We start from the raw sequence: 13,682 nt of genomic DNA, 5'->3' as shown, positions 1-13,682 counted from the left end.
CCATGTCCATAATTATTTGCAGACAAACAGTTCTCAGAAAGGAGACAGGATGAGTACTTCCATCGAGACAGTCGAAATCGCGGTGATCGGTGCCGGCCTTGGCGGAGCTGCGGCGGCGGCATTGCTGTCGCAGGCCGGGTTCGACGTGCATTCCTTCGAGCAAGCCCCGGCCTTCTCCCGTATCGGGGCTGGCATCCATCTCGGCCCTAACGTTATGAAGATCTTCCGGAAGATCGGGCTGGAAAAGCGACTGGAGGAAATCGGTGCGCATCCCGACTTCTGGTTCTCGCGCGATGGCAACACCGGCGAATACTTCTCGCGCATCCAGCTCGGCGATTATGCCCGCCGGGAATACGGGGCATCCTATGTCACCATCCATCGGGGTGACATGCACGCCGAACAGATTGCTGCTCTTGACAAGGACCGCGTTCACTTCGCGCACCGCCTGGTTGGCATTGAGGAGCGCGACCGGGATGTTCTGCTGACCTTCGACAACGGACGCCGAATTGCGGCAACCTTGGTTGTCGGAGCCGATGGCATCAACTCGATGATCCGCGAAATGCTGCTGGGACCTGAAAAACCACGCTTCTCAGGTTGGGTCGGGCACCGCGCTATCCTCAACATGGACAAGTTGCGCGCGTCGGGTCTGGAATTCGAAACCTGTGTCAAATGGTGGTGGGAAGCCTCTCGACACATCATGGCCTATGCCACGAAAGGCAACGGTCAGGAATACTATTATGTGACCGGAGTACCGGTGGATGGTTGGGAGCACGATGCGAGCTTCGTCGACAGCTCCCGCGAGGAGATGGAAGCCATTTTCGGAGGATCGCATCCCGTAGTCCAGGCGCTGATCGACGCCACGGAAACGGTGACGAAGTGGCCATTCTGGAACCGGGATCCGCTGAACCTGTGGAGCCGAGGCCGGCTGGTCATGCTCGGCGATGCCTGCCACCCGATGCGCCCGCACATGGCACAGGGCGCCTGCATGGCGATCGAGGATGCTGCGATCCTTACACGCTGCCTGGAAGAGAGCGGTGTTGCCGGCTATACCGACGCGTTCTCGGTCTACGAAGCGACCCGGCGCGAACGCGCGACCAAGGTGCAGACGATCTCGAACGCCAATACTTGGCTGAAGCAGCCGGAGGACCCGGCCTGGGTCTATGCTTACGACGCTTGGACGGCACCGCTAGGCTGACCGGCAAGCTTGCCAGCGCGCAGGCCCGCTCGGCACCAGCTGACCGGCGCTCGGGCCTCGGCCCGGCGTCAGACCCCAGCCATGTGCTCGACCTTGCCTTCGACGACCTGCTGTATGCGTGGTGCGTCCGGTGCCTCGATCTGGCGGATCAGGCCCTCGACAAGGCTGCGCCCGATCGCGACCATGTCGACGACATGGGCGATCAGGGGAACGGAGAGATAGCGGCACATATGGGTGCTATCGCGCACCACGATGTGGAAGTCGCGGCCGACGACCAGCCCCTTGCGGCGGGTGGCCCCAAGGGCGCCAAGCAGTCCCAGCTCGTTGGCGCAGACGAGGCCGGTCGGCGGATCGGGCATGTCCAGCAACCGGGAAATCCAGCCTTCGCTGGCTTCCATGGTGAAATCCTCTTGGCCGATCATCTGCGGATCGATCGCCTTGCCCGCCGCATCCATTGCCTTCGTGTAGCCCGCGAGACGGGCCGCACTGTATTGGTCATCGCGGGTGAGCAGCTGCAGCGCAATGCGGCGGCATCCCTTGTCGAGCAGCATGCGTGTCGCATCGAAGGCTATTCCCTCATTGTCGACGTCGACGAAGGCATAGTCGAGCGCGCTGCCGGTGCGACCGAAGGCGATAAAGGGGATGCCGCGCTCGAGAAGGTAGGGGATGCGCGGATCGTTGGAAACCATACGCGTGATGACGATCCCGTCCGCCCCGCCTAGCTGGATCAGGCGGGCAAGGTTTTCCTGCGGATCCTCTTCCGGCGTAGTCGAATAGACCGACAGGCTGTAACCGCTTTCCCGCGCGGCGAGCGTCATGCCCTCGATCAGAGGCAGCTTGGCAATGTCAGAGAGGTAGTCGCGGGTTTCCATCGGCAGGATGGCGGTCAGCGTTCGCGTGAGACCCGTGCGCAAGGCCCGACCATGCAGGTTTGGCACGTAACCGGCGGCATTCGCAGCCGCCTTCACTCGCTCGATGGTGTCCGGATGGACCTCGGGACCATCTTTGAGCGCTCTCGAAACCGTGGTCACTGACAGGCCCAGTTCAGTCGCGATCTGCCTCAAATTGGGTCTGGAATTCAATGCCATGCTCGCGGTTTGCCCTGTTTGTTTCGACAATGGGACACAGTGCCCTTTCCTCCAGCGGATTGGAAGTGGGCAGTTTCGCTCTGCAAGATTCTGCTTGACGAAATGCAAATATCTCGCAATCGTAACGTTACGATTTAGAAAAATGGGTCGTTAAGGCCAAAAATCGTCATTCGAGGGTGAACAAAGGAGACTGACCCATGATTCGTATTCTAGGCCTTTCCGTGGCCGCAATCGCGATCGCTGCCGCCAGCCCGCTGGCCGCACAGACACTGACCATCACGACGGCCGGCGGCGACTACGGCGCTGCCATGAAAGAGGCCATGTGGGGACCCGCTGCGACCGAACTCGGCATTGAGGTGCGCGAGGAAACCCAGAGCGACGGCTTCGCCGCCCTCAAGATGCAAGTGACCTCCGGTGCGGTGACTACCGATGTCATCCATCTGGGATCGCCCGAAGGTGCTCAGGCTGCCGCCCAAGGCCTGCTTGAGCCGCTCGACTATTCGATTATCGATCCGAAATCGCTGCCGGCCGGCGCGGAATCGGCCTACTGCTACCCCTTCAGTTCCTATGGCACCGTCATGGCTTGGAACACCAAGACGATCGGTGACAAACCCCCGGCAAACTGGGCCGAGTTCTGGGACGTGAAGGCCTTCTCTGGCACACGTGCGCTACGCGCCAATGCCCAGGATCTGATCGAAATCGCGCTGCTGTCGGAAGGTGTCGCCCCGAGCGAGGTCTATACCGTACTCGACAGCCCCGAGGGCCTGAAGCGCGCCATCGACCGGTTGGCAGTCCTCAAGCCGAATGTCTCGGTCTGGTGGACCTCGGGTGCGCAGTCGGCGCAGATCCTGAAGGACGGCGAAGCGGACCTCGTCGTTACCTGGAACGGCCGGGCGGAAAGCGTCAAGGCAGATGGCGGCGCCGCAAACTACAGCTTTAAGGGCTCGGTGATCGGCACGGACTGCCTTGCAGTGCCGAAGGGCTCCGCGAACAAGGACGCCGCGATGAAGCTTATCGCTGCCATGACCAAGCCGGAGCGTGGTGCCAAGCTCACCGACTACATTGCCTACGGCCCGGTGAACCCCAAAGCATATGAAGGCGGCTTGATCCCGGCAGAACGGTTGCAGCTCCTGGCGACTGCGCCCGGTAATGTCGAAACCTCGGTCTTTTCCAAAGCCGACTGGTGGGTGAAGAACGGCGCTGCGGCCCAGGCCGCCTTCGACGAGATGATGAACCGATGACGCATCCGGGAGCCGCTTTCACCATGGCCATCACCTCGCTTCCCATCACCATCGATCGCGTCCGGAAATCCTTCGGCACCTATGTGGCGCTGAATGACGTCTCCCTGGAGATCGCCGCGGGCGAATTCCTGACTCTGCTCGGGCCCTCGGGCTCCGGCAAGACGACGCTATTGATGGCGCTTGCGGGTTTTGTCCGTCCCGATAGCGGCTCCCTCGTCATCGGCGGCCGGGATGTCACCCGGCTGTCGCCCGACAAGCGGGACATCGGCATCGTGTTCCAGAACTACGCACTGTTTCCGCATATGAGTGTGATCGCAAACGTCGAGTACCCGCTGATCCTGCGCAAGGTACCGAAGGCGGAGGCCCGTACGCGGGCGCTCGCCGCCCTGGCACGGGTGAAGCTCGAGGGTTACTGCGACCGAAACATTGCCGCCCTCTCCGGCGGGCAGCGGCAGCGCGTCGCACTCGCCCGCGCGATCGTCTTTGAGCCGCGTGTCATGCTGATGGACGAGCCGCTTTCGGCGCTCGACAAGAACCTGCGCGAACACATGCAGTTCGAGATCCGGCGTCTGCATGACGATCTCGGCATCACCACCATTTACGTCACCCACGACCAGCGCGAGGCGCTGACCATGTCGGACAGGATCGCCGTCATGGATGCCGGCGAGATCCAGCAGATCGCCACCCCCTCGGAGATCTACCATCGTCCGAATACGCGCTTCGTTGCGGAGTTCATGGGCGAGGCGAACATCCTGCCGGCCGATCTGCTGAGACGTGACGGCGGCGAGACGATCCTGGGGATGGCGATGATCCGCGCCGAGAGCTTTCACCTCGACCCCGCCGAAATCGCCGGGAGCAAGGTAGCCGTGACCGGCACCCTCACTGGCAAGGCTTTCCGCGGCGAGAACTGGCTCCTCAACCTGAAGACGGCGAGCGGCGGCGACGTAATGCTGAGCGTGCCGGCGACCCGCTCGGCCGGTTGCGCCGAGTTCCAGCCCGGCCAGGAACTCACCGCATTTGCTGCGACGGCGCATGTGCACAGCCTGCCGGAAGGCACCGCCCCATGAGTGCCGAGGCCTATCTAAAGGATGCCCGGCGTGAACGGCGCTTCTACCTGTCGCTGGCGCTGCCGGCACTCGTTCTGGTGGGGCTAGCAGCCCTACTTCCGGTCGCCTGGATCCTACGGCAGTCCTTCCTCGACCTCGGTGGAAACTTCACCACGGCCAATTACGGAAAGATCCTGTCCAGCGGGCTCACCTGGTCGGCACTCGGCACGACGCTCGCGCTGTCGGGGACGACGCTTGTTCTGTGCATGATCCTCGGCATACCGCTGGCGCTCACGCTCGCAAGCACCAGCACCCGGATCGCCAATCGGGTGCTGATCCTGATTATGCTGCCGCTCTGGACCTCGATACTGGTTCGGACCTATGGTTGGCTGGTCCTCTTGCGCAAGGACGGTCTGGTGAATTCGGCGCTGCAGAGCCTTGGCCTCACTGAGGCCCCGCTGCCCCTCGTCTACAATTTCAACGGCACCCTGATCGGCATGGTACACTACATGCTGCCGCTCTTCGTGCTGCCGGTCTATGCTGCCATGCGCGACATCGACTGCAATATCATCCGGGCTGCGGCCAGCATGGGTGCAAGCCTCTGGCACTGCGTACGCACGGTCATCCTGCCGCTCTCGGCCGGTGGCATCCTGTCGGGCTCGACGATCGTCTTCATTTACACGCTCGGCTTTTTCATCACGCCGGCGGTGCTGGGCGGCGGCAAGGTCAATCCGATCTCGATCCGCATCGACCGCACGCTTTCGACCTTCCAGGACTGGGGTTCGGCGAGCGCGCTCGGCGTGCTGCTCCTCGTCCTGGTGCTCCTGACCGGCGCCATGCTGTTTGCCGTGCGCTGGTTCCTCAACCGGGGGACGCGCAATGCTTGATGCCTATCAGGACAATCGGCTCAGCAAGATTTTTCTCTGGGGCTTCTCCGCCCTGGTCCTGCTCTTCCTGATGCTGCCCACGCTCATTGTGTTGCCTCTGTCGTTCTCCGCATCGGATCTGCTTGAATTTCCGCCCCGGGAATGGTCGCTGCGTTGGTACGAGACCTTCTTCACCTCTACCGCCTGGATGGCGGCACTGCGTATCAGCCTGATCCTCGGCGTGCTGACGGCGGCAATCGCCGTACCGGTGAGCTTCCTTGCCTGCTTCGCACTCAATCGGCTCGGAGGGCGGACAGCCGCCAGCGTCTATGCGCTGCTGCTCTCGCCATCTGTGACGCCCGGCATTCTGCTCGCAATTGGGCTGTTCTTCGTGCTGGCGAAGCTGGGTCTCGTCGGCACGCTGACCGGGGTGCTGGCCGGGCATGTGGTCCTCGCCATTCCGGTCGCGGTCATCGTGCTCTATCCCGCGCTCAACCGTTTCGACTGGGCCCAGGCGCAGGCCGCGCGCAGTCTCGGCGCGAGCTGGTTCCGGACCATGGGCGGCATCATCCTGCCGCAGCTCGGACTGAGCCTCACGACCGCCGCGCTCATGGCCTTCCTCACCTCGCTCGACGAGGCGGTCATCTCGATTTTCGTCGCTAACGGCCCGAGCAGCACGCTGCCGAAGCTGATGTTCATTTCGCTGCGCGACCAGATCGACCCGACGATTGCCGCCATTTCCACCCTTTGGACCGTGTTGATTTCCGGTGTGGTCCTCTTCTTCAATTTGCGCGACCGCGGCCAGACCGCGTGAAAGACATGACATGACGCAGGATGTTTCTCTCTCCCCCATTCCGAAGACCGGACTGGCGATCATCACCGGCTCGGCCAATTGGGGCCTGGCCTTTCCCGAGGATGTCGGCATGCCCGGCGTCAGGGTGCTCGCTCGCGACCTCGCCTTCGAAACGCCTTATGGCGTCTCGGAGAACTGGAAGCTTCTGGAATTCGACGCCAGCATCACCGCCGAAGGCAGGACCCGCCAGGCTCTGTGCATGTATTCGCACGGCAATCCACGCGACCACATCGACCATTCCTGCCACCGCCGGTCCTTCTGGGTTCTGATGGAATCGGGCGTCACCCATGTCGTCGCCTGCTCGACCGTCGGGGCGGTCAACAAGGCGATCCAGCCAGGCGACATGGTGGTCAATGCCGACATCATCGAACTCACCCAGACCCCCTATTCCCTGCTGCCGGGCCGCCAGCGCTTCGATTGCTCCGGCAAGCAGATCGTCTGCCCTCATTGTGCCGACATCCTGGCGGAGACGGCGCGTGCGATCTGGCCGCCCGCCTGCCGCGTGCACGGGATCGAACAGGGGCTCGTCGCCGCCCATGCCTACGGGCCGCGACTGACGAGCCCAGCCGAAGCATTGGCCTTCCGCTCGATGGGGGCCGACGTCATCAACCATTCGATCGCGCCGGAAGCGACGCTGTCGCGCGAAATCGGCGCCTGCTTCGTGCCCTGCGCCTTCGTGACCGCAGGCTTCAACGACTACATGGACCGCAGCCGGGGAAGCCTGCTACAGGAGGATGTCCTGCCGAGCCTGTCGATGCTGGCCTCCAGGGTTGCGCTAGAGACAGCTGCGCGAATTCCGAGCGACAGCGCATGTAGTTGCTCAAGCCTGAAGTCACCTCAGCCTGCTGAACGCTATGAGCGATACTGACCGCGGGCCGATTGTCATCGTCCCTGAAAGACCGCTATGCTCATTTTGAACGCGGAAATGAACGACGCCGGCTCTTTAAGGGCTTCGAACCCGCGGCACGTCCTTTCTTTCCGGATTTTCTGGAGCATTTCCGGCGAAAACGGAATCGCCTCCAATGCTCTATCTCTTTGGTTTCGCGCAATTCCGGAGCGCCTTCTGGAACCTGCTGCTCGGTTGACTTAGTCCCGTTCGCATCCGACACTTCCAGTTTGCACCAGAGATTCAGATTCATCGCGCTTTGGTAAGCGCCAAAGAGTCGGCATCAGGAAGACGCCGTATTATCTATTCGCGAAATAATACGGCGTTCGGCCAAACTCAATTGCACAAAGAGCGGGCCTCTACATCCTCCTGAAACCGTGGTCGCTATTGTCTTCGTTGCATCCTATGGCGGAACCATCTCATGCTGACGTTATGCAGCAGCGATCTTAACCGGAGGCGTCTTTCGAGCATTCGGGGGCAGAGAAAGAATATATCCGGTATTGTTTTCTGGGATTAGGCGCGCGACTGGCGATAGGCTCTCCAGCCCCCGAAATGCGTGATGTCCTCAGCGCGTTGGAGCGCGTAAGGCTCGCAGAGGAAGCCGGATACCTGGCTGCCATCGTCGAGTGTCACTTTGCCGATGCCGAGTGGCGCCGGGATATTTTGAACGAAGCGCCCAAAAGTTGCAGGCGTGACCTTCCAGACTTCGACCTCCAGGCCGGGACCTGCGAAACCGGGTTCGCGGATCAGGCCCGGTTTCGGCGGCGTGGTGTTGGGCAGCACGAAAAGGCGGTAATCACCGGCCGTGCGGCAGACCTTCAGGAGTTTTCCACCCGAACCAGCCAGTTCGTGGTTGAGCGGCATGCCCGTCAGATGCGCGCCGACCACCATGATGGTGACGAGGCCGTGATCGGGTTCGGCAACCTTCGAGGCTTCCGGCAAGCTCACGGTCTTGTCCTTGCCCATGCCGGAGGCGCAAGCGCGGTGCATGGCGTCGGCAAAAGGTGCCAGCGCATCGTCCGAGAAGGACGGGCCGAAGAAGGTCACTCCACCAGGCAGGCCGTCCGAACCGAAACCGCCGGGCACGGCTATTGCCGCGTAGCCGAAGAGATTGGCGAAGTTGGTGTAGCGACCGAAATGGCTGTTCTTGACGATCGGGTCTGCGAGCATCGCCTCGACCGTATAGGTGGTCGGCGAGGTCGGTAGCATCAGCACATCGAGCTTTTCCCATTCGACAAGCGCCTTCTGGCGCAGATGCCCGAGCTTGTACTGGCCCTCGAAAGCCGCCACCGCATCGTAAGCCTTGGCACCTTCGATGATGGTGCGCACCGTCGGATCGAAATCACCGGCATTGGTGCCGATGAAATCCTTCACCGCCGCCAGACGTTCGGCCACCCAGGGGCCGTTGTAGAGCAGTTCGGCGGCCTGGCGGAACGGCGCATAGTCGAAGGGAACGATGGTCGCGCCAAGGGACTTCGCCCGCTCGACCGCCTGATCGTAGAGGGCTTCCACCGCCTTGTTGCCGAAGAATTCGCGCTCGGCCCCTTCGAGGATACCGATGCGAAGACCAGTGCCCGGCAGGGCGGCCGGGACGGCCTTACGGGAATAGGGATCGCCCGCGTCATAGCCGTCCATGACCTTGCGAATCGCGACGCCATCGCCGACGGTCGCGGCAAAGACCGTGACGACATCGACGCTGCGGCAGGCCGGCACGACACCAACATTCGGTACGAGGCCGGGTGTCGGCTTGATGCCGACGAGGTTGTTGAAGGCGGCGGGCACGCGGCCCGAACCGGCGGTATCCGTGCCCAGTGCAAAGCTTGCGAGGCCGGCCGCGACCGTGACGGCCGAGCCGGACGAGGAACCGCCGGAGACATAGGCCTTGTCGAAGACAGAGCGCGGGGCTCCATAGGGGGAGCGCGTACCGTTGAGGCCCGTGGCGAACTGGTCGAGATTGGTCTTGCCGATGACGAGGGCGCCAGCGGCCTTCAGTCTTGCAACGACCGTGGCGTCCTTCTCCGGCTGGTAGGCGAAGGCCGGGCAGGCTGCGGTGGTCGGCAGGCCGGCGACGTCGATATTGTCTTTCACCGCGAAGGGCACGCCCCAGAGCGGCAGACTGTTCGGCTCCGGCGCGCGCTCCATCAGGGCCTTTGCGGCTGCCCTCAAGTCATCGTCTGGCGTCTCTGTGATGAAGACCGCCGGATCGTCGGAGGCCTTGCGACGGGCGATCACCTCCTCGACGAGATCGAGCGGGGTGAGCCCACTGACATAGGCGGCCTTGAGCGAAGCGAGATCGAGAATAATCGGCAGCATTACAGATCCTCCAATACGACCAGGACATCGCCGGCCTTGACGTTGCGACCCGGCCCGGCACGCAGATCCCGGACTTTGCCGGCGGCATGGGCGGTGACGGTGATTTCCATTTTCATTGACTCTATGATGGCGAGCGTGTCGCCAGCCTGCACGGACTGACCTTCCTCGACCAGCAGTTTCCAGACATTACCGGGCACGGCACTTTCCACTCCGAAGCAGCCTTCGGGGATATCGCCGCCGAGGCTTGCCCCTGCGCCGTCATCGACCTGGAAGCTGTCGAGCCCCTCGTCCTTCCAGCGCTGTCGCTCTGCCTCGAAGGCCGCCTGCTGTCCCTGCTTGAAGGCGCCAATGCTTTCCACATTGCGGGCCATCTCCGCCTCGTAATCGGCGTAGGAGAAGGTGCCCTCCTCGATACGGATCGGGTAGCCGCCATGCGGGAAGGCGCCGCGCGCTTCCGTCAGTTCCTGATGGCTCACGGGGAAGAAGCGGATCCGGTCGAAGAAGTCGAGCAGCCAGGGCTTGTCCTTGGCAAACACATCCGTTTGCCGCCAGGTGTTCCACACCTGGATCGTACGGCCGAACAACTGGTAACCGCCCGGCCCTTCCATGCCGTAGACGCACATATAGGCGCCGCCAATGCCGACCGCATTCTCCGGCGTCCAGGTACGGGCGGGATTGTATTTCGTCGTCACCAGCCGGTGGCGCGGATCGATGGGGGTTGCCACCGGCGCGCCGAGATAGACGTCGCCGAGGCCCATCACGAGATAGGAGGCGTTGAAGATCGTGTCCTTCACCGCCTGCTCGTCGGGGAGCCCGTTGATGCGACGGATGAACTCGATGTTCGACGGGCACCAGGGCGCGTTGGGGCGCACGAGTTCCTGATACTTGCGCATGGCGAGTTCCGCATCCGGATCGTTCCAGGACAGGGGCAGCCAGACGGTCCGGCTCGGCACCTTGACGGCGGAGACCGGAGGCAGGCTTTTCTCGATCTCGGTAAGGGCAGCGAGGAGTTTCGAGCGCGACAGCGCGGTGCTGTCATAATGGATCTGCAGCGAGCGGATGCCGGGTGTCAGATCGATGAGGCCCTGAAGTCGTGCCTCCTTCACGGCCTGCATCAGCAGATGGATGCGCATGCGGATGCCGATGTCGAGCTGCATCGGACCGTATTCGACCAGCAGATTGTCATCCCCCTGGCGGCGGTAGACAACGGGGAGGCTGCCTGCCTCTGTCGTTCCGATCACCGCCGACCCGGCTGCTTCGGATACGCGCTTCACCGTCGGCCCCGCCAGCGGATCGCTTGCTCGGGCCACGGCATAAAACCGGATCTTATCCCCCGGCTTGAACTGACCCATCTTCCACTGCTCGTCGCGGGCGATGACCGCCGGGCAGACGAAGCCGCCGAGGCTTGGGCCGTCGGGGCCGAGGATGATCGGCATGTCGCCGGTAAAATCGATTGCACCGACGGCGTAGGCATTGTCATGCAGGTTGGAGGGGTGAAGCCCTGCCTCGCCTCCATCGGCGCGCGCCCATTTCGGCGCAGGCCCGATCAGCCGCACGCCGGTACGGGCCGAGTTGAAATGCACCTCATATTCTGTCGAGAAAAGTGTCTCGATATCCTCCTCAAGGAAGAAGTCGGGCGCGCCATGCGGACCGTAAAGCACGCCGACAGACCATTCGCGGGTCAGTTCCGCCGGCTGCGTTGCCGGCAGCACATCGGCCTGGCTCCGGCGCGCCAGCCGCAGCACATGGCCAGCACGCAAGGTGCCGGTGGCATTGCCGCCGAACTGGCCGAGGCCGAAGGTGGCGCGGGAACCCATGACCAAGGGCGCGTCAAAACCGCCTGATACCGCCAGATAGGCGCGCTGGCCGGCACCGCTGATGCTACCGATGGCCAGGGTCTGGCCGGCCTTGACCTGGACCGCCTGATTATGGGGCAGTTCGACACCGTCGAGCTTCATCGGCATCACCGCTCCGGCGAGCGCGATCGCGGTATCGGAGAAGAATTTCAGTATCGGCCCCGAGGCGGTTAGCTCCAGGGCCGCCGTATAATCATGATTGCCGACGAGACGGTTGGCATGGCGGAAGGAACGTTCGTCCATCGGGCCCGACGGCGGTACGCCGACATGCCAGAGACCCAGACGGCCCGGCAGTTCCTGCAGGCTCGATTGTGCGCCGGGGGCGATCACCTCGACGACATCCGGCACGAATTCGAAATCCTTCAAGGCCGTGGTCGCAACATCGCCGCTGCGGAACAGGCCCGAGGCGGCGATGGTCTTCAGGTATTCGAGATTGGTCTCGATGCCCGCAAGCGCGGTTTTTTCCAGCGCGGACGATAACGCCGCAATGGCTGCGGTACGATCCGCGCCCGAAACGATGACCTTGGCGAGCATGGGATCGTAAAAGGGCGTAACTTCGGTTCCGGTCTCCACCCAGCCGTCAACGCGGACGCCATCGGGAAAGACCACTTCCGTCAGCAGACCGGCACTCGGGAGGAAACCGGCATGGGGCATTTCGGCATAGACACGCGCCTCGATCGCAGTCCCCCTCGGTACGAGGTTTTCCTTGCCCGTCAGCACATCTTCGCCAGCCGCCTGACGGATCATCCATTCGACCAGATCTACACTGAAGACAACTTCCGTCACCGGATGCTCGACCTGCAGACGCGTGTTCACCTCGAGGAAATAGAATTCTTCGCGGGCGGGATCATAGATGAATTCGACGGTGCCGGCGGAGGCGTAAGCCACCTGCCGCCCGAGCGACACGGCGGCCGCATGCAGGCGCTGGCGCACCGCATCGGACAGCCCTGGGGCCGGCGTTTCTTCGATGACTTTCTGGTTCCGGCGCTGCAGGGAGCAGTCGCGTTCGCCGAGCGCGATCACCCTGCCCTTGCCGTCGCCGAAGATCTGCACCTCGACATGACGGGCCTGGGAAACGAAGCGTTCGAGATAGACGCGGGCGTCGCCGAAACTGGATTTTGCCGTGCGTTGAACGGTGTCGAAGGCTGCGGCAAGAGCCTCCACACTGTCGCAGAGTTGCATGCCGATACCGCCGCCGCCCGCCGTCGATTTCAGCATCACGGGATAGCCGATCTCTGCGGCCGCAGAGAGCGCCTCTTCCCGGTTGGCAAGCAGGCCGGAGCCCGGCAGCAGCGGCACGCCGCTCGCTTTCGCCAGCTCACGCGCGGTGTGCTTCAGGCCGAAGGCGGAGATATTCGCGGGCGTCGGGCCGATGAAGGTGATGCCTTCCTCCTTCAGCCGTTCGGCAAAGCCGATGTTCTCCGAAAGAAAACCATAGCCGGGATGCACGGCTTCGGCACCGGTCTGCCGGCAGGCGGCGATCACGGCATCGATGTTCAGGTAGCTTTCGCTGGCAGGCGCCGGTCCGAGGCGCACCGCCTCGTCCGCCATGAGCACGGCTTTCGAAAAGCGGTCGGCATCGGAATAGACCGCAACGCTCGCGATCCCCATCTTGCGCAGCGTCTTGATGACGCGCACGGCGATCTCGCCGCGATTGGCAATCAGAACCTTTTTGAACATCAGGCCGCCTCGTCGTCCCAGACGAGCACCCGGATCGGGGTGGGATCAAAGCCGTTGCAAGGGTTGTTGATCTGCGGGCAATTGGAGATGACGAGCAGCACGTCCATCTCCGCTTTCAGCTCGACATAGTCCCCGGGGGCGGAAATGCCGTCGACGATGGTCATTTCGCCGGAGGGTTCGATCGGCACGTTCATAAAGAAGTTGATGTTCGGCACGACGTCGCGCTTGCTCATGCCATGTTTGGAAACCTCGATGACAAAGTTATCGCGGCAGGCATGCAGGTATTTCGTGTAGTGGCCGAAGCGCACGGTATTGCTCTCGCAGGAGCAGGCGCCTGCGGAGGTGTCGTGCCGGCCACAGCTGTCGGCGGTCACCGTCAGCATCACCCGGCCTTCGTTGGAGATCACCTTTGTGCCGGTGGAGATATAGGCCGCGCCCTGCTCGCGCATGGTGTCCTGGCTGGAATAGCGCTCGGAGAAATCATGGGCATTGTAGAACAGCGTATCGACGGCCTGCTGGCCGTAGGTGTCCTCGATACGCACCACCTGGCCTTGTCTGATGAAGGTCGAGAAAGGCGCTTCGGCGGCGATGTAGTGGTCCTGCGCGGTATTGGAGAGCGTACGGGCGGGAGATGTCTGCTTAAAATTGGTCATGGTCG

The 13,682-nt window shown here is 62.7% G+C and carries 10 protein-coding genes; 6 read left to right on the top strand and 4 right to left on the bottom strand.

Annotation, left to right across the window (positions count from 1 at the left end):
• The first annotated feature begins 49 nt into the window (after positions 1–49).
• On the top strand, positions 50–1,195 hold the full coding sequence (locus ACLBKR_RS01075) for an FAD-dependent monooxygenase (protein ID WP_113486065.1): 1,146 nt from the start codon (positions 50–52) through the stop codon (positions 1,193–1,195).
• A 68-nt stretch (positions 1,196–1,263) separates the two neighbouring features.
• Here the strand turns inward: ACLBKR_RS01075 and ACLBKR_RS01070 are convergent, their stop codons facing one another.
• The gene (locus ACLBKR_RS01070; protein ID WP_113457212.1) at positions 1,264–2,283 is read right to left on the bottom strand and encodes a LacI family DNA-binding transcriptional regulator; all 1,020 of its coding nucleotides are present in this window, start codon (positions 2,281–2,283) and stop codon (positions 1,264–1,266) included.
• 197 nt (positions 2,284–2,480) lie between these two features.
• On the opposite strand from ACLBKR_RS01070, the gene ACLBKR_RS01065 reads away from it, so the two are divergent.
• Genes ACLBKR_RS01065 through ACLBKR_RS01045 form a run of 5 tightly spaced genes read left to right on the top strand, consistent with a single transcriptional unit; the run spans position 2,481 to position 7,157 of the window.
• Positions 2,481–3,524, top strand: a complete 1,044-nt coding sequence (locus ACLBKR_RS01065) for an ABC transporter substrate-binding protein (protein ID WP_414900313.1) — start codon at positions 2,481–2,483, stop codon at positions 3,522–3,524.
• Positions 3,521–4,591: an ABC transporter ATP-binding protein gene (locus tag ACLBKR_RS01060; protein ID WP_414900311.1), complete on the top strand. Its 1,071-nt coding sequence runs from the start codon at positions 3,521–3,523 to the stop codon at positions 4,589–4,591. Before ACLBKR_RS01065 ends, ACLBKR_RS01060 begins: the two co-directional genes overlap by 4 nt.
• Positions 4,588–5,457 carry an ABC transporter permease gene (locus ACLBKR_RS01055; RefSeq protein ID WP_414900308.1) on the top strand — a complete coding sequence of 290 codons (870 nt, stop codon included), beginning with the start codon at positions 4,588–4,590 and terminating at the stop codon, positions 5,455–5,457. Before ACLBKR_RS01060 ends, ACLBKR_RS01055 begins: the two co-directional genes overlap by 4 nt.
• Entirely contained in the window at positions 5,450–6,250 is an 801-nt protein-coding gene (locus ACLBKR_RS01050) for an ABC transporter permease (RefSeq protein WP_112831257.1), read from the top strand. The genes ACLBKR_RS01055 and ACLBKR_RS01050 overlap by 8 nt, the downstream gene beginning before the upstream one ends.
• A 10-nt stretch (positions 6,251–6,260) precedes the next feature.
• A complete protein-coding gene (locus ACLBKR_RS01045; protein ID WP_112831258.1) occupies positions 6,261–7,157 on the top strand; it encodes a 5'-methylthioadenosine phosphorylase in 897 nt (298 codons plus the stop codon).
• A gap of 531 nt (positions 7,158–7,688) precedes the next feature.
• Here the strand turns inward: ACLBKR_RS01045 and atzF are convergent.
• From atzF to ACLBKR_RS01030, 3 genes are read right to left on the bottom strand one after another with little or no spacing between them, the layout of a single operon-like run.
• On the bottom strand, positions 7,689–9,488 hold the full coding sequence (gene atzF, locus ACLBKR_RS01040) for an allophanate hydrolase (protein WP_414900305.1): 1,800 nt from the start codon (positions 9,486–9,488) through the stop codon (positions 7,689–7,691).
• Positions 9,488–13,024, bottom strand: a complete 3,537-nt coding sequence (uca, locus tag ACLBKR_RS01035) for an urea carboxylase (RefSeq protein ID WP_414900303.1) — start codon at positions 13,022–13,024, stop codon at positions 9,488–9,490. The genes atzF and uca overlap by 1 nt, the downstream gene beginning before the upstream one ends.
• Positions 13,024–13,677 carry an urea amidolyase associated protein UAAP2 gene (locus ACLBKR_RS01030; RefSeq protein ID WP_112831261.1) on the bottom strand — a complete coding sequence of 218 codons (654 nt, stop codon included), beginning with the start codon at positions 13,675–13,677 and terminating at the stop codon, positions 13,024–13,026. Before ACLBKR_RS01030 ends, uca begins: the two co-directional genes overlap by 1 nt.
• Between the last annotated feature and the right edge of the window lie 5 nt (positions 13,678–13,682).

Origin of the sequence: Paenirhizobium cremeum, from assembly GCF_047553425.1 — a bacterium.
Classification (GTDB): domain Bacteria; phylum Pseudomonadota; class Alphaproteobacteria; order Rhizobiales; family Rhizobiaceae; genus Allorhizobium; species Allorhizobium cremeum.
Note: the sequence above shows the minus strand (reverse complement) of the source record. Positions and strands in the feature narration are given on the sequence as shown.

Bases quoted from the DNA above. Each gene is read 5' to 3' on its own strand.
- uca (WP_414900303.1), bottom strand. From the start codon at position 13,024: ATGTTCAAAAAGGTTCTGATTGCCAATCGCGGCGAGATCGCCGTGCGC.
- ACLBKR_RS01055 (WP_414900308.1), top strand. From the start codon at position 4,588: ATGAGTGCCGAGGCCTATCTAAAGGATGCCCGGCGTGAACGGCGCTTC.
- ACLBKR_RS01030 (WP_112831261.1), bottom strand. From the start codon at position 13,677: ATGACCAATTTTAAGCAGACATCTCCCGCCCGTACGCTCTCCAATACC.
- ACLBKR_RS01065 (WP_414900313.1), top strand. From the start codon at position 2,481: ATGATTCGTATTCTAGGCCTTTCCGTGGCCGCAATCGCGATCGCTGCC.
- atzF (WP_414900305.1), bottom strand. From the start codon at position 9,488: ATGCTGCCGATTATTCTCGATCTCGCTTCGCTCAAGGCCGCCTATGTC.
- ACLBKR_RS01045 (WP_112831258.1), top strand. From the start codon at position 6,261: ATGACGCAGGATGTTTCTCTCTCCCCCATTCCGAAGACCGGACTGGCG.
- ACLBKR_RS01050 (WP_112831257.1), top strand. From the start codon at position 5,450: ATGCTTGATGCCTATCAGGACAATCGGCTCAGCAAGATTTTTCTCTGG.
- ACLBKR_RS01075 (WP_113486065.1), top strand. From the start codon at position 50: ATGAGTACTTCCATCGAGACAGTCGAAATCGCGGTGATCGGTGCCGGC.
- ACLBKR_RS01060 (WP_414900311.1), top strand. From the start codon at position 3,521: ATGACGCATCCGGGAGCCGCTTTCACCATGGCCATCACCTCGCTTCCC.
- ACLBKR_RS01070 (WP_113457212.1), bottom strand. From the start codon at position 2,283: ATGGCATTGAATTCCAGACCCAATTTGAGGCAGATCGCGACTGAACTG.